General features: G+C 33.1%; 21 protein-coding genes. All 21 read left to right on the top strand.

From position 1 onward, the window contains the following. Nucleotides 1-42 precede the first annotated feature (42 nt). The 21 genes from galU to BW724_RS20050 all read left to right on the top strand — a co-directional run bounded on the left by galU (nucleotide 43) and on the right by BW724_RS20050 (nucleotide 24,669). Nucleotides 43-933 (top strand): UTP--glucose-1-phosphate uridylyltransferase GalU, encoded by an 891-nt coding sequence (gene galU / locus BW724_RS20150; protein WP_088076908.1) that lies wholly within the window; start codon nucleotides 43-45, stop codon nucleotides 931-933. Between the two features lie 20 nt (nucleotides 934-953). Beyond that, nucleotides 954-1,337, top strand: a complete 384-nt coding sequence (locus BW724_RS20145; RefSeq protein ID WP_088076907.1) for a competence type IV pilus major pilin ComGC — start codon at nucleotides 954-956, stop codon at nucleotides 1,335-1,337. 395 nt (nucleotides 1,338-1,732) lie between these two features. Beyond that, nucleotides 1,733-2,848 (top strand): DegT/DnrJ/EryC1/StrS family aminotransferase, encoded by a 1,116-nt coding sequence (locus tag BW724_RS20140; RefSeq protein WP_088078093.1) that lies wholly within the window; start codon nucleotides 1,733-1,735, stop codon nucleotides 2,846-2,848. After that, nucleotides 2,848-3,492 carry a sugar transferase gene (locus BW724_RS20135; RefSeq protein ID WP_088078091.1) on the top strand — a complete coding sequence of 215 codons (645 nt, stop codon included), beginning with the start codon at nucleotides 2,848-2,850 and terminating at the stop codon, nucleotides 3,490-3,492. Before BW724_RS20140 ends, BW724_RS20135 begins: the two co-directional genes overlap by 1 nt. Beyond that, entirely contained in the window at nucleotides 3,489-4,109 is a 621-nt protein-coding gene (locus BW724_RS20130) for an acetyltransferase (RefSeq protein WP_088076906.1), read from the top strand. The genes BW724_RS20135 and BW724_RS20130 overlap by 4 nt, the downstream gene beginning before the upstream one ends. A gap of 43 nt (nucleotides 4,110-4,152) precedes the next feature. After that, entirely contained in the window at nucleotides 4,153-5,460 is a 1,308-nt protein-coding gene (locus BW724_RS20125) for a glycosyltransferase family 4 protein (protein WP_235849030.1), read from the top strand. Between the two features lie 75 nt (nucleotides 5,461-5,535). Beyond that, nucleotides 5,536-6,756, top strand: coding sequence for a nucleotide sugar dehydrogenase (locus BW724_RS20120; RefSeq protein WP_088076905.1), 1,221 nt, complete (start codon nucleotides 5,536-5,538; stop codon nucleotides 6,754-6,756). A gap of 20 nt (nucleotides 6,757-6,776) precedes the next feature. Beyond that, on the top strand, nucleotides 6,777-7,871 hold the full coding sequence (gene wecB / locus BW724_RS20115) for a non-hydrolyzing UDP-N-acetylglucosamine 2-epimerase (protein ID WP_088076904.1): 1,095 nt from the start codon (nucleotides 6,777-6,779) through the stop codon (nucleotides 7,869-7,871). A 247-nt stretch (nucleotides 7,872-8,118) separates the two neighbouring features. Beyond that, complete coding sequence (locus BW724_RS20110) at nucleotides 8,119-9,480, top strand: phenylacetate--CoA ligase family protein (protein ID WP_088076903.1); 1,362 nt, start codon at nucleotides 8,119-8,121, stop codon at nucleotides 9,478-9,480. 68 nt (nucleotides 9,481-9,548) lie between these two features. After that, a complete protein-coding gene (locus BW724_RS20105) occupies nucleotides 9,549-10,271 on the top strand; it encodes a hypothetical protein (protein WP_088076902.1) in 723 nt (240 codons plus the stop codon). Further along, a complete protein-coding gene (locus tag BW724_RS20100; RefSeq protein ID WP_328588742.1) occupies nucleotides 10,271-10,786 on the top strand; it encodes an O-antigen ligase family protein in 516 nt (171 codons plus the stop codon). Before BW724_RS20105 ends, BW724_RS20100 begins: the two co-directional genes overlap by 1 nt. A 283-nt stretch (nucleotides 10,787-11,069) precedes the next feature. Next, the gene (locus BW724_RS20095) at nucleotides 11,070-12,188 is read left to right on the top strand and encodes a glycosyltransferase (RefSeq protein ID WP_088076900.1); all 1,119 of its coding nucleotides are present in this window, start codon (nucleotides 11,070-11,072) and stop codon (nucleotides 12,186-12,188) included. A gap of 68 nt (nucleotides 12,189-12,256) precedes the next feature. Further along, complete coding sequence (locus tag BW724_RS20090) at nucleotides 12,257-13,342, top strand: glycosyltransferase family 4 protein (protein ID WP_088076899.1); 1,086 nt, start codon at nucleotides 12,257-12,259, stop codon at nucleotides 13,340-13,342. 119 nt (nucleotides 13,343-13,461) lie between these two features. Further along, entirely contained in the window at nucleotides 13,462-14,304 is an 843-nt protein-coding gene (locus tag BW724_RS20085) for a BUD32 family EKC/KEOPS complex subunit (RefSeq protein WP_088076898.1), read from the top strand. A 135-nt stretch (nucleotides 14,305-14,439) separates the two neighbouring features. Further along, nucleotides 14,440-15,405 (top strand): glycosyltransferase family 2 protein, encoded by a 966-nt coding sequence (locus BW724_RS20080; protein ID WP_176371494.1) that lies wholly within the window; start codon nucleotides 14,440-14,442, stop codon nucleotides 15,403-15,405. A 204-nt stretch (nucleotides 15,406-15,609) separates the two neighbouring features. Continuing rightward, nucleotides 15,610-16,905 (top strand): lipopolysaccharide biosynthesis protein, encoded by a 1,296-nt coding sequence (locus tag BW724_RS20075; RefSeq protein ID WP_088076896.1) that lies wholly within the window; start codon nucleotides 15,610-15,612, stop codon nucleotides 16,903-16,905. Continuing rightward, nucleotides 16,905-18,050 carry a CapA family protein gene (locus BW724_RS20070; RefSeq protein WP_088076895.1) on the top strand — a complete coding sequence of 382 codons (1,146 nt, stop codon included), beginning with the start codon at nucleotides 16,905-16,907 and terminating at the stop codon, nucleotides 18,048-18,050. Before BW724_RS20075 ends, BW724_RS20070 begins: the two co-directional genes overlap by 1 nt. Further along, the gene (locus BW724_RS20065; RefSeq protein WP_088076894.1) at nucleotides 18,047-19,816 is read left to right on the top strand and encodes an asparagine synthetase B family protein; all 1,770 of its coding nucleotides are present in this window, start codon (nucleotides 18,047-18,049) and stop codon (nucleotides 19,814-19,816) included. The genes BW724_RS20070 and BW724_RS20065 overlap by 4 nt, the downstream gene beginning before the upstream one ends. Before the next feature lie 168 nt (nucleotides 19,817-19,984). Next, on the top strand, nucleotides 19,985-21,361 hold the full coding sequence (locus BW724_RS20060) for a UDP-glucose dehydrogenase family protein (protein WP_088076893.1): 1,377 nt from the start codon (nucleotides 19,985-19,987) through the stop codon (nucleotides 21,359-21,361). Beyond that, nucleotides 21,336-22,361 carry a GDP-mannose 4,6-dehydratase gene (locus BW724_RS20055; protein ID WP_088076892.1) on the top strand — a complete coding sequence of 342 codons (1,026 nt, stop codon included), beginning with the start codon at nucleotides 21,336-21,338 and terminating at the stop codon, nucleotides 22,359-22,361. Before BW724_RS20060 ends, BW724_RS20055 begins: the two co-directional genes overlap by 26 nt. Before the next feature lie 439 nt (nucleotides 22,362-22,800). Continuing rightward, on the top strand, nucleotides 22,801-24,669 hold the full coding sequence (locus tag BW724_RS20050; protein WP_088076891.1) for an N-6 DNA methylase: 1,869 nt from the start codon (nucleotides 22,801-22,803) through the stop codon (nucleotides 24,667-24,669). Nucleotides 24,670-24,698: the final 29 nt, after the last annotated feature.

The raw sequence follows: 24,698 nt of genomic DNA, 5'->3' as shown, positions 1-24,698 counted from the left end.
ACTAACGCCTGGCTACTAACCAACAAAAAGGAGTTATTTAATATGAAGGTTAAAAAGGCAATTATTCCGGCAGCGGGATTAGGGACAAGATTTCTACCTGCAACGAAGGCAATGCCGAAAGAGATGTTACCAATCGTAGATAAGCCGACGATTCAATATATTGTAGAAGAAGCAGTTAAGTCTGGGATAGAAGATATTATTATTGTGACAGGTAAAGGGAAACGTGCGATAGAAGATCATTTTGATCATGCCTTTGAATTAGAGCAAAATTTATTTCAAAAGGGTAAAACGGAGCTACTAGAGAAGGTACAATATTCTTCGAATATGGTAGATATACATTATATTCGTCAGAAAGAGCCAAAAGGTCTTGGACATGCGGTATGGTGTGCGAGGAAGTTCATTGGTAATGAACCTTTTGCTGTATTATTAGGTGACGATATTGTAGAATCGGACAAGCCGTGCTTAAAACAGCTCATAGATCAATATGAAGAAACCCATTCTTCTGTCATCGGTGTTCAAACGGTTCCTGATAACGAAACGCATCGTTACGGTATCGTAGATCCACTGGAAAAAGTTGGCCGAAGACATAGTGTAAAACAATTTGTGGAAAAGCCTGAACAAGGAACGGCTCCATCAAATTTAGCAATCATGGGTCGATATGTTCTAACTCCTGAAATCTTTATGTTCTTGGACAAGCAGGAAAAGGGTGCAGGCGGAGAAGTACAACTAACAGATGCCATTCAAAAGCTAAATGAAATCCAACGAGTGTTTGCTTATGATTTTGAAGGTAAGAGACATGATGTAGGAGAAAAAATGGGGTTTGTTAAAACGACGTTGGAGTTTGCGATGAAGGATGAGGAAATGAAGGAAGAGTTAATTGAATTTATGAATTCATTAACTGCTCAAGAAAGAGAAAAGTTAATAGTTAAATAATTTATTCTGGAGGGACTACAATGACTTCTAGTTATGAGGAAAGGCCAAAGACTGAACTTGGAAATGGTTTTACACTTATAGAAGTCATCGTAGTCATCGCTATTTTATCCATTTTGGCAGCTATTGCAATTCCGTCTGTCCTTGGTTTAGTTGAAAGGTCAAGGGAAGATGTTTGTGATGCGAATCAGTTACTGTTGGAGAGGCAATATCATTTCGAGTTAAGAGTTAGGGAGCTTGATCATTCTGATTTACTTTTTAATGCATTTATCAATGAATATGAAGATCCTTGTCCATTAGGTGGAGAATTTATTTATGTAGATGGTAGTGTGGAATGTGATGTTCATGGTGGAGAGGACATTCCAAGCGATGAAGATGAGTCGGGTGGTGGGGTTCCGATTTTGTGAACATAATTGAGGGGCTTATTGATTTTTTAAGCTCTTCGAGCTTTTTTTGGGTGATATGGATTGAATGGTGGAAGGGAACTGACTATCGTAATAAGATAAGGTGCTGGAAGACTTGGGGCATAAGGATTTTGAGTGATTTTGGTTGTTTTTAAGAGTTGATTGAATGGTAATTTAATAGGAAGAAACACGGTTGAAGTTCGAGTGAAAATGAAAAAACTTTGTGATTGAATGATGATGATTGAATAGATATTACGAGGTGGCTATCAGAAGTAGATAACCATTTTGGTGGCTTAGAAGTTAGTTGGAGTAATAGTTTCGAAGATTCCAAGTAAGTCCTAATCTACTAAAATATTAACTTAACGATGGAAGGAAGTCTATAGATGGAGACAACAAAAGTGAGCGAGAGAATTTTTCTTTCATCACCTCATATGAGTGATGAAGGTTATGAAATGGAATATGTAAAGGAAGCTTTTGATACAAATTGGATTGCCCCTCTTGGAGAAAACGTAAATGGGTTTGAAAGAGAACTGGCAGAAAAGGTTGGTTCGAAAGCGGCAGCAGCTCTTTCGTCTGGTACTGCAGCTATTCATTTAGCATTAAAGGCTGCTGATGTTGGTGAGGGGGATATCGTCTTTTGTCCGACTCTTACATTCTCAGCTACAGCTAATCCGATTATCTATCAAAATGCAGTTCCAGTATTTATAGATAGTAATTATGAAACATGGAATATGTGCCCGGAAGCTTTAGAAGAAGCTTTTCAAAAGTACCCAGAAGTAAAAGCAGTCATCGTTGTTCACCTTTATGGTTTGTCTGCTGATATGGATAGAATCGTAGAGCTTTGTAAGAAACATAATGTTACTTTAATAGAAGATGCTGCTGAAAGTTTAGGAACTTACTATAAAGGTAAGCATACTGGAACATTTGGCGATTATGGCATCTTCTCTTTTAATGGAAACAAAATCATTACGACTTCCGGTGGTGGAATGCTTGTTTCTGATAATGAAGAAAGAATTGCCAAGGCAAGATTTTGGGCTACTCAATCAAGAGATCAAGCAAGACACTATCAACACAGTGAATTGGGTTTCAACTATCGTATGAGTAATGTTGTTGCTGGGATTGGGAGAGGGCAACTTAAGGTTCTAGACCAAAGAGTTGCAAAGAAAAGGTATATCTATGAATTCTATAAGAGAGAGTTAAGTGGGCTTGAAGGGATTGAGTTCTTGCCTAGTAACGATTGGGATGAACCGAATTATTGGTTAAGCTCAATGACACTAACTGGTAAAGTAAGGCCGATTGATGTATTTGAAGCACTGGAAGCTGAGAATATCGAGTCAAGACCGGTATGGAAGCCAATGCATATGCAACCTTTCTTTGTGAAGTATGATTTTGTTGGAACGGATGTGTCGGAGAAATTGTTTGAGAATGGTGTATGCTTGCCATCTGATACAAAGATAACGGATGTACAGTTGGCGAAAATTGTAGAAATTATAAAGAGGTTGTGGTGTGAATGATGATTAATTCAAAAGGTGGATTTTATAGAAGGTTTATAAAAAGACCAATGGATTTCATATTGTCATTGATTGCTATTTTAGCACTTAGCCCTGTTCTTTTAGTAGTAGCTATCCTGGTAAGAACTAAACTAGGGAGTCCGGTATTGTTTAAACAGAAACGCCCGGGTCTAAATGAAACGGTCTTTATGATGTACAAGTTTAGAACGATGACAGATGAAAGAGATAAGAATGGGGAGTTACTACCGGATAGTGTGAGGTTAACGAAGTTTGGTAAGTTCCTACGTTCTACATCACTTGATGAGCTTCCAGAGCTATTCAATATCTTAAAAGGTGATATGTCAATTATTGGCCCTAGACCATTATTAGTACAATACCTTCCATTATATAATGAACATCAAAAGCGGCGTCATGAAGTAAGACCAGGCTTATCTGGATTAGCGCAGGTTAGTGGTAGGAATGCAATCAGTTGGGAAGATAAATTTAATCTAGATGTGGCATATGTAGATAAAGTTAGTTTTATAGGAGATTGGAAGATTATATTCCTAACTATAAAAAAGGTATTTGTTAGGGAAGGTATAAACTCAGAAACTGCTGCTACGATTGAACCTTTTAAGGGAACTGAAAAGGAAAGAATGGAAATATGAAAAACAAACTTTTAATAATTGGTGCTAGCGGCCACGGGAAAGTTGTTGCAGACATTGCATTAAAAATGAATAAATGGCAGAACATTCATTTTTTAGATGATGACAAAAGCATTAAATCGTCTATGGGTTTAAAGGTCATTGGGGCTTCAGACGATGTTTATACGCATATAGATGAGTACGATATATTTGTTGGTATTGGGAATAATGCTACGAGACAGAAAATTCATGAGATGCTTGAAACATTTGGGGCTAGTATTCCGGTATTAATTCACCCAAATGCAGTTATAGGGTCATTTGTAGATATAGGAATTGGGACAGCTATTATGGCGGGAGTAATTGTTAACTGTTGTACCAAAATTGGAAAAAGCTGCATTATTAATACAGGTTCTGCAATTGACCATGACAATGATATTGAAGACTTTGTTCACATTTCACCAGGTGCTCAATTAGCAGGCACGGTCAAAGTTGGACAAGGATCTTGGTTAGGTATTGGCAGTGTAGTTAGTAATAATATAACCATCACCAATCAATGTAAAGTTGGTGCTGGTTCTGTAGTGGTTAAGGACATATCCATACCAGGAATTTACGTTGGCATTCCTGCGAGAAAACTAAATTAATATCTTACAAATATTTAAGTGAAATATTAGAGGTGAGTATAATTTGAAGAAAAAAAAGATATGGTTATGGAACCATTATGCGACTGATATGTATAAAAACCGTGGAGGACGGCATTATTGGTTTGCGGACAATCTCATTAAGCAGGGGTATGATGTAACGGTCTTTTGTGCAAATACCTATCATAACAAATCAGAATATATCGATACAAAAAATAAGAAGTATGGTACCGATACTGTGGATGATATTCCTTTTGTTTTTGTAAAGACCACAACGGCCCTAGGGAATGGGATTGATAGAGTGAAAAATATGGGATTATTTTACATTAACCTATTCTCTGTCGCTAAGGAATATGCAAAGTTACATGGTAAACCTGATATTATTCTTGCTTCAAGTGTACATCCATTTACCATGGTAGCGGGAATTCAGATAGCTAAGAAACTCAATGTTCCATGTATATGTGAGGTACGAGATTTATGGCCGGAAGCTATATTTTCATTCAATAAGGCCAAAGAAAGAAGTTTACTGGGACGGCTTTTAACAGCAGGCGAGCATTGGATTTATAAAAAGGCGGATGCTCTTATTTTTACAAAAGAAGGAGATACTGACTATATAATTGAAAAAAAATGGGATACTGAACAGGGTGGAGATATCAATCTTGATAAATGTTTCTACATCAACAATGGTGTTGATGTAAAAGGATTTGAAATATCATCTAATGAAAATAAGGTTGAAGATGATGATTTAAATGCTGATAAGTTTAATGTAATTTATGTAGGAGCGATACGACCTGTTAATAATATTGGTAATGTAATAGATGCAGCATCAATATTAAAAGATGAGGGAGATTTTCAGTTTTTAATATATGGCGATGGAAACCAAAAGGAAATGCTAGAAAAGAGAGTTGCTGAAGAAAAACTAACCAATGTCAAAATGAAAGGCTTTGTAAATAAACGGTCAATACCCTATATACTCAGTAAATCTTCTGTAAATATTCTTAACTACTCTCAGACACAATACAATTGGGCTAGGGGAAATAGTTCAAATAAATTGTTTGAATATATGGCTTCAGGTAAGCCAATTATATCAACGGTGAGAATGGGTTATTCAATAATAGATAAGTATAAATGTGGAATCGAGTTAGAAAAAAGTACACCAGAAGAATTGGCTGATGCAATTCTAAAAATGAAAAACATGTCTGAAGACCAATATAATAAGATGGGTCAAAATGCTAGATATGGTGCAAAGGATTTTGATTTCAAGAAATTAACTATGAAGTTAGTTGATGTGATAGATAGTGTTGATAGAAACAAAGAAAAAGGGGTTCCTAAGAAATATAAGGAAGTAATTTAAAAGAATACTATGATATTAAATAGGAAGAATAAATGAAATAAAGATAAACGGACAGTTGGAAGGAATGTTATTAATATGATCAACATTATAGGACTAGGCTATATAGGTTTACCTACAGCCCTCATGTTTTCAAAAAGTGGAATAAAGGTAGTAGGTACTGATTTTAATACAAAACTAGTAGGTTTGTTAACAGATGGTAAACTTTCTTTTGAAGAGGATGGATTAGAAGAACTTTTTCAAGAAGCTCTTTCTAATGGAATTGAGTTCTCAACAGAATACCAGAAGACTCATACTTATATTGTTGCAGTTCCTACACCTTATATTAAGGATAGTAAGAAACTTGATCCAAAGTATGTTATTTCCGCAGTGAATAGTGTCCTCGATGTCTGCGAAAAAGGAGCGGTATTAATTATTGAATCGACAGTTTCGCCTGGTACAATTGATAAATATATTCGCCCTGAAATAGAAAAAAGAGGTTTTGTTGTTGGAGAGGACATCCATCTTTTACATGCCCCAGAAAGAATTATTCCGGGCAATATGATATATGAACTAGAGAATAATTCAAGAACAATTGGAGCAGATAGTCAGGATATCGGTGAAAAGGTTAAAGGATTATATGCGAATTTTTGTAAGGCTGAGATTGTTGTGACTGATATAAGGTCAGCAGAAATGTCTAAGGTTGTAGAAAATACTTACCGAGATATTAACATTGCATTTGCTAATGAATTAGCCAAAATTTGCCGTACTGATAATATGGATGTATATGAGATTATTAGAATTGCTAATATGCACCCAAGAGTAAGTATATTACAGCCTGGTCCTGGTGTAGGAGGGCATTGTATCTCAGTTGACCCTTGGTTCTTAGTCGGAGACTATCCTGATTTAACGAATTTAATCTTAACAGCTCGAAAAATAAATGATTCTATGCCTAGACATGTACTTGGACGAATCAGAGATATCATGAGAGAGCATGAAATTAAAGATATATCAAAGGTTGGTCTATACGGATTGGCATATAAAGAAAATGTTGACGATACAAGGGAAAGTCCTACACTTCAATTATTAGAGAGAATGGATGAACACTTAGCTTTTGGCGTTAAAGTATTTGATCCATTTGTAAAGGAAAGAATTGTAGACCATCAGTTTATGAATTTTGAAGATTTTATAAATGAGGTAGAAATACTAGTTATTATGGTGGGACATGAACATATAAAAACTAATATGGACGTTATAAAGAATAAGCTTGTTCTTGATACTAAAAATATTTGTACATTTGATAGTTCGTATAAATTATAAGTTAAGGTTGGTTGATGTTAATGAATAGAAAAGTAATGGTGGTTTTCGGTACAAGACCAGAGGCTATTAAGATGTGCCCATTAGTGAAAGAACTAAAAACAAGAGATAATTTGGATACAATCGTATGTGTAACAGGTCAGCATAGAGAAATGTTGGATCAAGTATTGGATGCATTTAATATTTTACCAGACTTTGATTTATCGATTATGAAGGCTAAGCAATCCCTGTTTGATGTAACGATTAATATTCTTGAAAAAATGAAGGATATTTTGGAAGAAGTAAAGCCAGATGTAGTCTTAGTTCATGGTGATACTTCTACAACTTTTGTAACTGCATTAGCATGCTTTTACTTACAAATTCCAGTTGGTCATGTGGAAGCTGGTCTTAGGACTTACAATATCTATTCCCCATACCCTGAAGAATTTAATCGCCAAGCTGTTGGAATTGTAGCAGAATATAATTTTGCACCAACCGAACTGTCAAAAGATAATTTAATAAATGAGGGTAAAGATAATGCATCAATATATGTAACTGGTAATACAGCAATTGATGCCTTAAAGACAACTGTTAGAGAAGATTACTCTCACGAACACTTAGATTGGGCGAGTGACAGTAGGCTTATTTTGATAACTGCTCACAGGAGAGAAAATCTTGGTGAACCGATGAGAAATATGTTTAAGGCTATTAAAAGGATTGTCGATGAACATTCAGATATAAAGGTGATTTATCCAATTCACTTGAATCCACTAGTAAGAGAAGATGCTAATGACATTTTGAAAAACTGTGACAGACTAAGAATTATTGAGCCTCTGGAAGTTTTAGATTTTCATAACTTCCTATCAAGGTCGTATCTAATTTTAACAGATAGTGGCGGAATTCAGGAAGAAGCACCTAGTTTAGGTATACCTGTTCTGGTTATGCGTGATACTACAGAGCGGCCTGAAGGTATAGCAGCTGGAACCTTGAAGCTAGTTGGAACGAGTGAAAAAGTAATTTATGAGACTTTTAAGTTGTTACTAGATGATAAATTGGAGTATGGAAAAATGAGTAAAGCAAGTAATCCGTATGGTGATGGATTTGCTAGTAAAAGGATTGCTGATGTTTTAGAACGTTAGTGTAGAGGGTGAAATGGGGAATCCATAAGCAAGCATGTTGAGACTAAAATACGCTAATATTATTTCAAAGGAAGCATAATTGAAAAGTTAAAATCTATAAATACTTTTGCGAATATATCGGTATAAATGATGGTGATATATTCACCTAAAATTTCCGCTCTTTTATTGTGTTAGTAAAAATAAAGTATTTTTTAACCATGATGTTTTAGCGCAATTTAGAAATAACTCATAGAGAGAGGTAATATTAGTGATAAATAAACTATCAAAAAGTATATTCTTCAAATCTCCATTTTTCTTAAAAAGAGTTTTTGTTAATTTAGAGGCTCTCAGGAGAAACTATTATCGCAGATCGGGTCATTATAAAAATTATATTAATGAATTACATTTAGAAAAGCGACTGAAAACAAATGAAGCTTACGATGTAAAGCGAAATAGGCTTGATGAGCTTTTTGAATATGCAAGAGTGCAAGTTCCTTTTTATATGAATCTACGAACGACCTCAGTAGAAAACAATGAGAAAAATAAATCAATACCTATAATTTATAAAGATGATATTAGAACTGATCCTAAAAGCTTCATATCGGTTGATTCAAGTAAAAAGGATATTATGACTGGTAAAAGCAGCGGATCTACTGGGGCTCCACTTCATTATTACTTAGATAGAAGTGCTGTAGAAATAAACTATGCACACTATGATGAAGTATTGAAGTTATATGGTTGTAATCCTAAAAGTCGAAAAGTAAGATTATCTGGAGTGCCAACAGTTCCAATAAACAAGAAAAAACCTCCATTTTGGATTTATGTTGATCTTTTTAATCAACTCCAATGTTCTGTGTATCATTTAAGTGAATCGACATATAGCGCATACTTACAAGCTTGCATTAAATATAATGTTGAATTTGCTACAGGATATGCAAAAAGTTGGTATTTATTAGCACAGCATGTTTTAAAAACAAATGCACCTACCCCTAAATTTCAAGCTATTATAACTGATAGTGAAGGTATAACTAAGGAAGAGCAAAACGTTGTAGAAAGAGCGTTTAATTGTAGAGTTTACCAAACTTATGGCTTGGGGGAAATTGGGATGATTGCAACACAATGCGAAAAAGGTAACTACCACATAATCCCAAATAATTATTTTGTAGAAATTGTTAATGACAGTAATCAAGTAGTTAGGAATGGACAACTTGGAGAAATAGTTGTAACAAATCTGGTGAGTAAAAAAGTACCTTATATAAGGTATAAAACCGGGGATTTAGGGATCTTAAATGCAAACTGTAGTTGTGGCTGGAAAGGAGAATTTCTAACAGACATAGTAGGGAGAGTGGATGATTATTTACTTACAGCTAGTAATAGAAAACTTAGAAGACCAACTGATATCTTTTCTCCAGAGTTGAAAATCAAAGCTAGTCAAATTGTACAAGAAGATTTAAATAAAATAGTAGTAAAGGTTATTCCTGATATCGGATTTGAGGAAGCTTCAATGAAGAAGATAGAAGTCCGATTTAAAAAATATTTAGGTGATGAAACGGATGTTTATTGCATAGCTGTTGATGAGTTAGAGAGAACAGAGAATGGGAAAATAAGGCACGTTATTAGGAATATATAACAATTTCGTGCTTTTAATCAGAATTACTTTATGGATTATGAACTTATTATATAAGGTGGCCGTTAAATATGAGTGCACAACTAGTAGAGAAATTTGTTTGTAAAGAAGAGGAGAAGCTAGGTTCACAATTAGAACAATTATGCATTTTATCATTGATTTTGTATATTGTTTCTCTATACCTTTTTGCAGATAATACACAACTGGTAAATATATCGCGGGCGCTCTTTTTATTATTTGCTAGTTCAGCGTTTTTACAAATATTAAGCCGGAAAAGTATTTATAATGACAAAATTACAATTGTAAGTTTGGCATTTTTATTTTTCTGTTTAGCTTCATATTTTTGGGCAATAGAACCAAGCATTGCTTTACGTAGGAGTGTACTGCTATCTCAAGTTATTATTCTTCTTTTATTTTTAACATCTCAAATCTTGAATTCAATAAAACAGATAGAAATGGTACTATATGGAATTGCCTTTTCTGGAGTTGCACTTTTCATTTATGGAGTTTTATTATACGGGCCTGAAAATATCTATTATGCAATTTTAACTGGTGACAGGTTGGGGAGCCAAATAAGTCAAGAAAATACAATGGGACGTCTAGCTTCTATTTCAGCTATTGTTTTTTTTGTTATGGGTTTAGAAAAAAAGAAACTTCGTTATTATATATTTATGACACTGCCTTTTTTTATGCTATTAGCTAGTGGATCAAGGACAGCAGTAGGAATACTATTGGTAGGTATGCTTATTTCTATTATTTTTAAAGTGGGCCTAAAAAAAGTTATAAGTTTTTAATAATAATCCCTTTTACGGGACTTATTTCTTATTATTTACTGCAGTTAAGTGTATTTAATGGAATTAAACTAAGGTACTTGGAACTATACTCCTCTCTATTAGGTGATGGTGGAGATGGTACAACTCGTCTTAATATGATTAAATGGGGATTCGGGTGGTTCCTTGAAAGCCCAATTTGGGGCTATGGTATCGGGAACTATAGAATGTTACTGTTTGAGGTAATTGGTAGAGAATCCTATGCACATAATAACTTTATCGAGTTGTTAGTAGGTGTTGGAATAATCGGATTTATATTATATTACTTTATGTATTTTTATGTTTTTTATAATTTATACCAATTAATAAAGAAAAAGGTTCCTTTTGCGATCACTTTATTTGCGTTATTTACTACTTGGTTTTTAGCAGAGACTGGAGCAGTAAATTATACAAGTAAAATGACTTATGTCCTTTTAGGCATTTGTATAGCCTATATTAGATTAAATAAAAGTGCTAGGTTAAAGAGAATAAATGAATAGTTTTATTTCTTACTATAACACAATTTGTTAACTATCGTTTATTACCGTGAGACAATTTATAATGTCTGTCTAATGTAAATGATTTCTCGTGAAATAAAAATTCACAAGAGGGTTTAAACTATGAAATATGTTTAATTTGCAAAAACAAACTTTTTTAGTTGATACAGTGTAAGTAGTCAATGGTTTTTAATCTACGATATTTATCATCCAAATAAGTAAGAATTACCCTTTTGCTTAAGTATTTAATAGAAAACCCTAAAAGATATTGTGAAGGAGACAAAGAATGAATAATGAAAAAAAAAAGGTGCTGTTTATAACGCCTAATCTAGGCGGAGGAGGAGCAGAAAAAGTAATTGTTAATATTTTGAAATTTGTAGACAGAAAGAAAATTGAACCAGAATATTTGGCATTAAATTTAGTAGGTCCTTTTGTTGAGTTATTACCGGAGGATATCAAGGTATCTGACCTTCAAACGGAGAAGGTTAGTAAATCTATTATTAAATTAATAAAGAGTATTAATAAAAGCAATCCTGATATAATAATGAGTACATTGAGTAACCTTAATTTAGCTATTCTATTTATCAAACCATTCCTAAGGAGAAAAACAAAAATTATAGTAAGACAATCAAACACTTTGAATAAAATTTTTGAACAATATCCCTACTGGAAAAAATGTATTTATAAATTATCTTATTCGTATCTTTATCGAAAAGCGGATAAAATAATCGTACAATCCGAGGGTATGAAAGAGGACTTATTAATTATGTTTCCTAGTTTAAAGGATAAGGTCATTAGGATACCGAATCCAATTGACCTTAATGAAATATCAGTCAAATTAGAATCAGTACGGAAAACGTCAACAGAATATAATGACGGTTGTAAAACAATTAAAATTGTAGCAGTAGGTCGGTTAACTTATCAAAAAGGATTTGATACTTTACTAAAAGCTTTTAAACAATTAAAAAAAAATAAGCCGAATATTCAATTATCAATTGTAGGTGAAGGCCCTTTAAAGGGAGAGTTAAAAGAGCTGACAAGTAAACTAGATATTATGGAGGATGTTGATTTTAAGGGCTTTGTTAATAATCCATATGAAGTTATATACAATTCAGATATATTTGTATTACCCTCACGTTATGAAGGGTTTCCAAATATTTTATTAGAAGCTTTAGCATGTGAAACTAAAATAGTAGCAACTGATTGCAAAAGTGGACCTAGAGAGATATTAGGAGCAAATAAGTATGGGACACTAGTAAAAGTTGATGATGTAAATGAATTATCTAATGCATTATTAATTAATATAAATGGTCATGCTAGAACAGCACCAGGTTATCAGAGAGCTCTTAATTATGATGTGAAGAATATTGTGAAGCAATATGAAGAAGCACTATTAAAGACATAAACGATTGTGTAGATGTTTTTTAGATAAAGAGATTAAAACGTTTGTCTTAAAAAGGAGAATATAACTCTATGGATAAAATATTAATGGTTGGCCCTTCAAAGCCATATATTGGAGGGATGGTATCCTTTGTAGATGGCCTCTGTGAGTCTAGTTTAAAAGATAGGTTTCAATTGAAAATATTTAATGTGAATAAAATAAAAAACTTAGATATTAACGGTATTGAAAAAAAATTAGTTGTTAAACTTTTAACTTTTATAAAACTGATAATTCTATTCGTAATAGAACTTATAAAATATAGACCAGATCTTGTTCATATTCATACTAGCTCATATTTGGGTTTTTTAGAAAAAGGGGTATTAGTTCTAGTTTCAAAATTATTTGGGTGTAAGACAGTACTTCACATACATGGTGGAGGGTTTAAAAATTTTTATAATAAATCAAAGTTTAAAAAAATAATTGAAATTATACTAAATTCTCCCTCTACTGTTGTAGTTTTATCTGACATGTGGTTTCAATGGTTTAGTAGGATAATGAATGATAGTAAATTAGTGGTAATACCCAATGGGGTTAGTACTTTTGAAAATTCTAGTTTACCTCCTAATAATAAAATGATATTTTTGTACCTTGGAAAGCTAGTTAAAGAAAAAGGGATATTTGAAATTATTGAAGCTGCGAAAATTCTAGAAAAGGAATCGGAAACGCCTTTTAAGATAATCTTAGCTGGAGATGGTAGGGAACGGAACAGCTTTGAGGAAAAAGTATCAACTAACAATCAGTGTCATATAATAGAGTTTGCAGGAGTAGTCGTTGGAGATGAAAAAGAGAGAGTGTTAAATATGTCTGATTGTTTTTTGTTGCCCTCATACAACGAAGCTATGCCAATATCTCTATTAGAAGCAATGGGGTCCGGTCAATATGTGATTGCGTCTAATGTAGGTTCTATACCGGAGATTATAAGTGGTAGGAATAATGGGATAATTGTAAAACCTAAATCAGTAGAAAGTTTAGTTGAAGCAATGAAAGCTGTAATTGAAAATGAATCTTTCTATAGGGAATTAGGTAAAAAAAATAAGAATTTTATAAATGAAAATTTTTCGTGGAATAAAACTATATATCAGATTGAGAATCTATATAAAACACTATTAAAAAATTAGGTATTTAGTTAGCTAATTTATGTGATTTTTGAGCCAGTGTATAAACGAGACTACTCTGAAAGTTATAACACACAGAGTAGTTTAATTTATGCAAGAGCTGATAAAGGGGTTAACAACGAATGACAATTGTTAAATTGATAAAAATAATAGAAGCCAGATTACGCAGATATCATTGTAGGAAAAATATAGATAAAATCAGAAGTATGAAAGATGAAATAATAAGGTGTTCTGAAAATGGTTATAGAATCAGTGCCGAAGAACTTGGGATTTCGAAAGAAAAATATGATGAAGGGTCCGAAGTTGTAATAGGCGAATTTGATCAAGACGGATTTATTTTATCTTATGTAGGAAATTTAAAAGGTTTTCCAACAACAACTGAAGAGGACTATATGAAGAGGGAAAGATTTAAGATATTCTTAGTTATAAAAGATGGCTATTTAGCTATTCGTAAACACTATTGTAATAATGAACTTTCCTTTCTAAATGAACTCAAAGTTTTGCACATTTTATCAAATAGTAACTTAAACGTACCATCTATTTTAGATATAAATTTCGAGGAGTTAACAATAACTCAATCATATATACATGGCAAAGTATTAAGAGAAGAGATGGCAAAACAAGGAGCTAAAATTAGAGATCGACAGATCGGAAAAAACTCAGACTATCCCCGCTCTGAAAGAAGAAAATTAGTGAAGCAGAGATTGGATGAGGGAAAAAGATTTCTAAATAGTATTGTAGACAAGGATTTCATAATCAATGTTAATGCTCTAATACGTAATATTCATTCTAAAGGCATAATAATTAATGATATTAAATATGGAAATATAATAATAGATCATGTAGATAAGAAACCATTTATAATTGACTTTGAATCTTCATGGGTATTCGAAAAACAAAACACATGGAAGTTTAGGTTGTTGTTAAAGCACGAAAAAATGTTAATTAGTAAACATTTTGATTAGATATATTGGTCAACGTAATCTTGTATAACTTCATTTAGTATAACAAGAGATTAAAAATTTTATATATTATAATTTTTGAGGACCTTAGGTATACCAAACTTTTATATGAGTAGCTTGTTTGAGAGGAGAATACTGGTGAGTAATATATTAATTAGTATAGTTTTGCCAACATTTAAAAGACCAGATAAATTAGAAAAAGCAATAAATAGTATTTTAAATCAGACTTACGAGAATTGGGAGTTATTAGTTATTGATGATAATGGCGAATCAAATATTCATAGAAATGAAACTGAAGAATTTATGGAGAGGTATAAAAATGCGTCTAAGATAAGATATTTAAAGCATGCAAAGAATAAGGGGGGGGGAGCTGCAAGAAATACTGGGATTTTATCCGCAAAAGCAGATTACATTGCCTTTCTTGATGATGATGATGAATGGTTACCAAATAAGTTAGAAAAGCAAGTCAAACAAATTAGTTTTGCTAAAGAAGATGTTGCGGTATTCGATACAGGTCGAAAGGTAATAAAAACGTCAGATAAACATAATTATAAACATGAAAAAATCATTGTTCCTGTTTTAAGAGGATATATTTTCGATGACCTATTGGTGAAAAATGGTGTTCGGGCTCCTAAGTTATCCACAGTAATATGCAAAAAATATGCATTAATTAACGTAGGCCTTTTTGATGAGTCATTACCATCAAGACAAGATTTAGATTTATATATTAGATTGGCTAGAGAATATAAGTATGATTTTATAGAAGAACCATTAGTGATTATAAACATTCATCAAGATAGAATAACCAATAATCCAGAAGCTAAAGTGACTGGGTTTGATATATTATATAAAAAAATATATGCTGATTTAGTAAAGCTCCCAAAAATTCATAGTACCTACTTAGTACAGTATGCAGAAGTTTTGTTACGCGCGGGTAATAAAAAAAAGGCTGAATATATGTTGATTAACTCAATTAAGTTGAATCCACTTAATAAGAAAGCTTACATTACCTCTTTCCTATATTTGTTAGGTTTATATAACTTTACTAAGTTTATTAAAAAGAGGATATATAATTTTATCGCTATGTTTAAAAAAAAAGACTAAATAATACCGAAGGTAAAAGAAATTATGACTAGACATAAATATTTTACCATAAAACTGCAATAAAAATAGGCTGAGAATGTAACTATGTAGATCCGTCGGTCGCAAATTTTTAGATAGCCAAACTGGTCAAGTACTAAGAAACTTATTTGTTTTTAGTATCATATTATTTGATAAAAGAAATATTAAAGCCTTAAGGGGTATTAAATGATAAATAAACTCACAAAACTTACAAAGAAGCAATTTGTTCGTAATGTAGCTATAGTGGCAACTGGTGCGGCTGGGGCTCAAGCTATAACTTTACTTTTTTCCCCAATAATTACCCGCATATATGGTCCAGAAGCATTCGGTGTACTAGGTGTCTTTATGGCATTAGTGGCAATTGTTTCGCCGATAGCTGCCATGACATATCCAATAGCCATCGTGTTACCCAAAAAAGATGCAGATGCTAAACTATTAATTCGTATTTCAATATATACTTCAATTTTAATGGCAGTTTTTATAGCACTATTATTAGTTTTTTATAGTAATCATATTGTTTTGTTATTACAACTTGAGGATATAGCTCCATTTTTATATCTAATTCCATTGGTAATAGTGTTTACAGGTTTTTTACAAGTAACAAAACAATGGATAATACGTACTAAACAGTTCAGTGTTACTGCAAGGGTTTTATTTTTACAAGCTCTATTTTTAAATAGTGCTAAAGTAGGTATGGGTTGGATAAATCCGGTGGCGTCTGTACTTATTATAATTACAACTATTGGTAGTGCTATTCATGCATTAATGCTAATTATTGGCATAAGAGGTTCAAAAACCAGTCATCATGAAGATACTGAGAAACCTTCAAATGTAATGGAACTAATGAAAAAATACAGAGACTTCCCTCTTTATAGAGCGCCACAAGTTTTTCTTAATGCTATATCACAAAGCTTGCCGGTATTATTATTAGCAAGCTTTTTTGGTCCGGCTTCAGCTGGATTTTACTCTATTGGCAAAACAGTTTTAAGCATACCTGGACAGCTAATTGGTCATGCGATAGGTGATGTATTCTACCCTCGGATCGCGGAGGCAGCTAATAATGGTCATAAACTCACAAACTTAGTTATAAAAGCTACGTTAGCACTTTGTGCAGTAGGGATTATACCATTTGGAATAGTTATTATTTTTGGTCCCTGGCTATTTGGATTTGTTTTTGGAATGGATTGGGTGTTAGCTGGTGAATATGCTAGATGGATAGCACTTTGGACATTTTTCTTGTTTATTAACACCCCAAGTGTAAAAGCATTACCTGTATTGTCTGCACAATTATTCCACTTAAACTTCACTGTTTTTACTATTATTGCTCGTGTTATTTCCTTGGCAGTTGGGTATTATGCTTTTTCAAGTGACTTAATTAGTGTTGCACTGTTTGGCCTGTCTGGGGCTCTAATTAATCTTTTATTAATTTTAATAACAATAAATAAGGTGAAAAATTTTGATAAGTTACGGGGGCTTAATTAATGGTAAAGGTATTCATATGCGGTGATATTGTAAATTATCAAAAGAATGATGGTTTGATCTGTTCTGGTTCTTTGGCAAAGGTGGTGGCTGAAGCAGATTACTCTATATGCAATTTTGAAGCTCCGATTGAAGGTTTTGGTGAGCCGCAGCCTAAATCAGGACCCCATCATTATCAGAAAAAAAGTACAATAAATGGGTTAAAGGAGCAGGGATTTAATTTATTATGCATGGCTAATAATCATATAATGGACTTTGGTACTGTTGGTTTAATGGGGACAATTAACGAAGCAAAAAAATTAGGTATGGAAACAATCGGGGCAGGAGTAAATTTTGAACAGGCTTATAAACCAATTATAAAGTCAATTGGTGATATAAAATTAGGAATAATAAATGCTTGTGAAGCACAATTTGGTGTAATTGATTACTTTTCAGGATTAGAACAGAGTGGCTATGCTTGGATTAATCATAGTTTTATCGATAAGCAGATAATTAAACTTAAAAAAGAATGTGATTTTGTTATAGTATTGGCACATGCAGGTTTAGAACATTATAATATCCCACAAAAAGAATGGCGATGGCGATATAAGCATTTTTGTGATTTAGGTGCTGATGCAATTATTGGTTCTCATCCGCATGTTCCACAAGGTTTTGAGAATTATAATGATTCTTTAATATTTTACAGTCTTGGAAATTTTTATTTTGACTCGAAAAATTTTATTAATAAAGAAGATCGTTCTTATTCTATTGTTTTGAGGTTAGAGAAAAATAAAAAGATGAACTTTGAACCTGTTTTTCATCATAAGGAACAAGGTATTGTTCAACTTTCCATGCAAGAAAAACAAATTGATTTTAAAATTCTAAATTCCAATTTGGATAATGATTATGAAAAGCTTCATGATCAGATGTCGCTTACAGTATATAGAAAGAAAATTAAACCGAAATATACCTTTTCGTTATTACATTTTCCATTCGATGGGACAATAAAATCTTCACTAAAAAGGATTCTAGCAACAATTGTCGGTAAACAAAAAAAGAAAGACAAAGATACACTTGCTCTGCATCTCCTAAGAAACGAGTCTTATTATTTCGCTGCGAAACATGCACTTGAGTTGGTATTTAAAGATAAGTACGGAGGTAACAAATGAGTGATTTTATTTATTCCAAAAAGCCAATTTCTAAAGGGGAGTTAACAAAAAAAATTGAAGCTATTTATTCTAAAGAAAAACCTCAAATAAAAGAGTTTCATGGGGAATGGGGGTCATTGGCAGTAAGTCAAAATCTTTACAATGGGTTTCAGGTACTAGAAACTACAGAATACATTTGTACTGTTATCGGTGGCCCTATTCTCCATTTTCAGGATAATATATTTTTGACAAAAGATGACATGTGTACGGGTACTAGCAGTATTTTAAATCGCTGGTTATCAGGGGATATACGTTGGGATGAAGACTTGAGTGGTCCTTTTAATATCTTAATAATAAATAAAGTCACAGAAGAAATTATTTGTGTTACTGACTTAATGTCCTTTATTCCAGTTTTTATTTACCAAGATGATATTGGAAATAGTATGTTATCAACCCATGTTGATGCATTAGCAAAGACCTCTCGTCAGATTGATAGGATAGACATAGTTTCCCAGATCGACTTTATTCTTCATGGGGTGGTAACCTTCCCTTATACAACGTATACCAATCTTCGGCAGTTATTTCCGGCATCCGAACATAAAATATTGAGTAAATTAAAAAATATTCAATCAAGTGCATATTGGTTACCGTCAGATAATGTTAGGTATAAGTCTATTAATAAGGCGGCTCAAGATTTAAGGCAAGGATTGCAAAACTATACAGAGGCGGTTGTAAAAGATATGCCTCATATAGCTCAATTTATTAGTGGTGGGGAAGATTCTCGGTTTCTTTCTGCTATTTTACCACAAGATCGTATACGTGATTCATTTGTATTTCTTGATTTTATGAATCGGGAGGGAAAAGTTGCACAAAAAGCAGCAGAAGCGTATGGTGCAAATTTTAATATAGCTACAAGAAGTAAAGCACATTATATAGAAATTTTACCCAAGTGTACGGAATTAGTGGGAAGTGGATTTCAGTATCATCATGTTCATACTTTTGGTTTTCATAAAAGTTGTAAACTTGATGAATATCCAGCCGTTTTTGGAGGTTTATTCTCAGATGCCTTACTTAAAGGGGCCCGTGTAAAAAAAGTTCGTGGAACAAGTCGGTTTCCTTTTATTCCTCAAATAAAAAAACAAAATTATACTCCAGATCAAACATTGAAAAGTAATGTTTTTAAAAAAGAGGTTTTGTCTGAAATTAAAATAAGACGGCAGACACATTTGAGTTATGTTAAAAGTTTGCGTGGCGAATCAGCCGAAGAGTGGTTTGAACTTTGGCCTAGTTCAATGAATATGAATATACCTAATTTATATGGTAATAGAAGACTTTTTCGTAGTTACGAACCTTTTATGTCTAAAGATGTAGTGAAAGTTAGTGCATCAGTACCGCAAAGTTGGAAGCTTAACCGTAGACTGTTTCACAAAGCAGCGAAGCCAATGTTAAAACCCACAAAATGGTTGTTGCATAGTAATGGACATATGCCATATTTCCCATGGTACGTTAATAGCTTTATACGTTTTATAATGTGGTCAACTCAAATATTAGGGAAAAAAACTGGAATAATAAAAGGTAATCAAAAATCTTGGGGTGATTGGAATTTCGTTATGAATAGCAAGGAGTGGCAGACAGCTAAGAAAAACTACTCAAAAAATGTTACAACTTTAGAAACTGCTCTTGTAGATAAGGATGTAGAGAAATTATTTATAGATGGCAATCTTAGTAAGAGTCAGTTAAAAAACTTAATGCAAGTTTTGTATACATTACACTCTAACCGGAAGTAGTTAGCTAACAAAATTATAATAACTGTCCATTCCACATAGTATTTCGAAAGCCCGAAGGTCAGAACCTGCTCCATTTTTATATAATAATTAGACGATTTAATAATAAGTTTCTTATGCAAATAACTCAAATTTTCATACTATAAATATGGTTTAGAAAGGGATTTTTCCATGTACAAAATAGCAGTAGCAGGAACTGGTTATGTAGGTCTAGTCGCAGGTGTATGTTTTGCTGAAGTTGGTCACCAAGTAACCTGTGTAGATATTGATGAAAAAAAAGTTAATGTAATGAAATCTGGAGTTTCTCCAATTTATGAAACGGGTTTAGAAAAGTTAATGCAAAAAAACTATGCAGCTGAAAGAATTGATTATACAACAGATTATAATTCAGCTTACAAAAATGCGGATGCAATCTTTATTGGTGTAGGTACACCAGAACGGCGAGATGGTTCTGCGAATCTTTCTTATATTGCAACGGTTGCTAGGCAAATTGCTGAGTCAATTGAAAAGGATTGCTTAGTAGTAGTAAAATCAACAGTTCCAGTAGGAACGAATGATAAAGTAGAACAGTTTATTCAAGACTTTTTAGTTAATGATGTAAAAGTAGAAGTTGCATCAAACCCTGAATTCTTAGCGCAAGGCTCTGCGGTACATGATACTTTACATGCAGAAAGAATAATTATCGGTACGGAGAGTAAATGGGCTGAAGAGCTGCTGATGAAAATCTATAAACCATTTAATTTGCCTATCGTTTCGGTGAATAGAAGGTCTGCAGAAATGATTAAGTATGCATCTAATGACTTTTTGGCTCTAAAAATTTCTTATATGAATGATATTGCAAACCTTTGTGAATTGGTAGGAGCAGATGTGCAAGATGTTGCAAAAGGCATGAGCTATGATGCACGTATTGGAAATAAGTTTTTAAATGCAGGCATCGGTTATGGAGGTTCATGCTTCCCTAAGGACACTAAGGCACTGGAAAACATTGCAAAACAACATGGGTATGAGTTACGAACGGTTAAGGCTGCAATTGATGTTAATAAAGATCAGAAAACATTGTTATACAAAAAAGCTAGTAAAAGGCTTATTACTTTTAACGGTCTGAAAGTAGCTGTACTTGGCTTGACATTTAAGCCTGGAACAGATGATTTGCGTGAAGCTGCATCTCTTGAGAATGTACCTTTACTATTAGAACAAGGTGCAGATATCTATGCCTATGACCCTGTTGGCGCAAGTAACTTTGCAAAAGTACACCCAGAAGGAAAAAATGGTAAGGGAAATATCACTTATGTTACTAATGTAAAAGAAGCACTAGACAGTGCGAATGTTTGCTTTATATTTACAGAGTGGGGCGAAGTAAAAGCAGTTACTCCTGGAAAGTATAGGGAGTTAATGAGAACTCCTTTAGTATATGATGGAAGAAATATATATAGTATCGATGAAATGAAGGAAGCAGGAGTGGAATATCATTCTATTGGAAGGAAGGCTGTGGAGAGAGAAGTTGCAAAGGAGTCGAGAAATATTGAGTTACAAACCGTTAGATCCTAGTATAGTTTATCTTATTACTGGAGCAGCAGGTTTTATTGGATACTTTTTATCTAAAAAGCTACTAAAAAGCGGATGCCAAGTAATAGGTATTGATAACTTAAATGATTATTATGATGTGAATCTAAAAATGGATCGTCTGGAGCAACTACTACCTTTTAATAAGTTTACTTTTATTAGGGGAGATATTTCGGACAAGGAATTAATCACAGAACTCTTTGAAAAGTACAAGCCTAGTGTTGTAGTTAATTTAGCAGCCCAAGCGGGGGTACGTTATTCAATAGAGAATCCAGATGTGTATATTCAAAGTAATATAATTGGTTTCTATAATATCCTAGAGGCTTGTAGGCATAATCCAGTAGAACATCTAGTGTACGCATCTTCAAGCTCTGTTTATGGCACCAATAAAAAGGTGCCATTTGAAGAAACAGACTTTGTAGATACTCCTGTATCACTTTATGCATCTACGAAGAAGTCAAATGAATTGATGGCTCATACGTATAGCCATTTATATAACATTCCTGCAACAGGTCTCCGCTTCTTTACCGTTTATGGTCCGATGGGGAGACCGGATATGGCCTACTTTGGTTTTACAGATAAATATTTTGCTGAAGAACCAATTAAGATCTTTAATAATGGTGATTTTGATAATGACCTATACCGTGATTTTACTTATATCGATGATATAGTCGAAGGAATAGAGCGACTTATTGGTAAACCACCAGTCGATGCCGTTCCTCACAAGGTGTTCAATATCGGTAATAACAATCCTGAAAAGCTGATGACGTTTATTAATACATTGGAGAAGACTTTAACTAAGGCTTTAGGAAGAGAAGTACAATTTGAAAAGGTTTTTGAACCAATTAAGCCAGGAGATGTACCTGCTACGTATGCTTCAACTGATTTATTGCAGGAAGCTGTTGGGTTTAAACCAAAAACATCGATTGAAGAGGGCTTACAGAAGTTCGCTAATTGGTATGTTGATTATTATAATAAAAAGTAATGAGTTCCCGCTGAGTGTAAAAACTTGGCGGGATTACTTTTAGATCTTTAACCTTTAGCGCGTTAATTTAAAGAAGTTATTTATGTTATTCCTCGACAAAATGCTTTCCTGCTCTACTATCTTTAACACAAATATAACAATAAACCTCAATAGTATCTAACGAATAATAAATTCATCCTACAATATACCTCATTTTTTTTCACGAATATCTGACAAAACTCTCCAGATAAATGAAATTCAAAAATTTTCTGCCTATCATTATGCTTAGCGGGCTTTATGTATATTTCCTCTTAACAAGAACATATATCCCTTTTGGAAACTGTAATGTGACTTTAAAATAAAAAGGTATGTTTATACCTAAAAACTATTGACGGGAAAACATGGGAGATGATAAGCTTATTTCAAGGTATATACATACCTAAAATGAAGAGGTGATAAAATGTACGGCTGGAATAAAGAATATGAAGCAATTATAGAATCGTGTTTTGGGGAATTACGAGGAACTTTTAGTCAGGAACAATCCTTTTATATCATTTTAGGAGTTTCGTCTATCACATGGGTAAATTTAAATGATAAATATAATACATCGAACCTAAAACATAAAAGGTATTTGCATGAGTACGGCTCATTTATGTTTTTACAAGATGAATTAAAACAGTTTGAGTATGAATTTCCTGAGTTTAAAGGGATCTTAACAGGAATGATGGATAAGGTATTAATTTATAAGGACAAATCTGAAAATAAGAAGCTAAGACATATTTTTCAAATAGTGGAAAGTGCCAATTTTTCAACAGATGAAGAAGTAAGGATGTTTATCAATCAGATAACCTCTTATCGCCCTGCAATGTTCGGGTTTAATCAAACACCGGATAGTGTTAAGGAAATAATTGTAGGTTTAATGGATTTTGGTAAAGTAAGGACTTTTGCTGATTACTGCTCGGGTATGTCTGGTGTGGCAATTCATATCTTTGAGCGTATGGCCAAAACAGGACGAGATCGAATGAATAGAGAGTTACATTATTATGGGGAAGAGATGAATGTAACAAACTTCTTAATATCAAAGTTACTCATGATTGTTAATGGAATAGATAATTATGAAATTGTTAACAAGGATGCTTTAAGTGATGAAAGTAGTGAACGAGATTTAAAATTCGATTTCATTGTTTCTGATTTTCCCCAAGTCGTGCATTATGATATGGGATACAGATATAATGACCCTAGATTAAAATACGGTATTCCAACTCGCAGTAGTGCTGATTGGGCATTTTGCCAGATAGTATTGCATCATTTAAAAGAAAATGGCAAGGGTGTTGTTATCGGAACCATGGGTACTTTGGTACGAAGTAATGAAGCCCATATTAGAAAAGGGATCGTGGAAGATGATTTAATTGAGAGTATTATTACTTTACCAACTAACCTATATGAAAAGTCCGGTATAGGAACGGAAATTATTATATTCAATACAAATAAAGATCGTGCTCGGAGGAATAAAGTTTTATTTATTAACGCTAGCGACTATAGTTATAGGATTAACAAGAACCAACATGCTGTAAGTCCAGAAGGAATTAATAAGATACTGGAATATTATCATCATGGCATTGAAGAGGACCATTTTAGTAAGTTTGTGGACATAGAAAAAATTAGAGAGTATAACTACACATTAAATCCTAAAGAATATTTGGATTTCGATGTATTGAAAAGTACATTCGAACACAGCGTTAAGTTAAAAAACATAGCTGAAATTACAAGAGGTGTTCAAGTATCTAAGAGTGATATGGAAATGTTATCAGCGCATCCAACACATTATTTTCTAAATGTTAAGGACATAGATAATGGAAGGATATATTATGACGAAACTGCCAAGCTTACTAATAAGAAAGCCGATTGGCTAGGGAAGTTCGATATAAAACCAAATGATATTATTCTTACATCCAAAGGGTCAACAGTAAGAGTTGCTATTGTCGAAGAACACTCAAGGCCAGCCTTTATTAGCTCAAACCTTACAAGAATAAGAGTAGACCCTCGAAAGTATAATCCTTATGTTTTATATGAATTTTTACAGAGTGAAATAGGGGTTAAAATGCTTGAGGGTATCCAAACAGGTACGACTATTAAACTCCTGAACACTTCGCAATTGGAACGGCTTCAAGTACCTTTGTTTGATATCGAATTTATGGATGATATCGGTAACGATATAAGACGAAATAAATTTGATTACGAGAAAGTAATTGAGGAAGCAATTATGAGATTTGAACATCAGAGAGAGGAATTAACAAGTAAATTGCGATTGTCCATTTCAAAGAAGTAATTAAGCTTACAAAGCTAAAATTATATACT

This window comes from Litchfieldia alkalitelluris (assembly GCF_002153425.1).
Taxonomy (GTDB): Bacteria; Bacillota; Bacilli; order Bacillales; family Salisediminibacteriaceae; genus Evansella; species Evansella alkalicola.
This window is presented reverse-complemented; position numbering and strand designations above follow the sequence as displayed.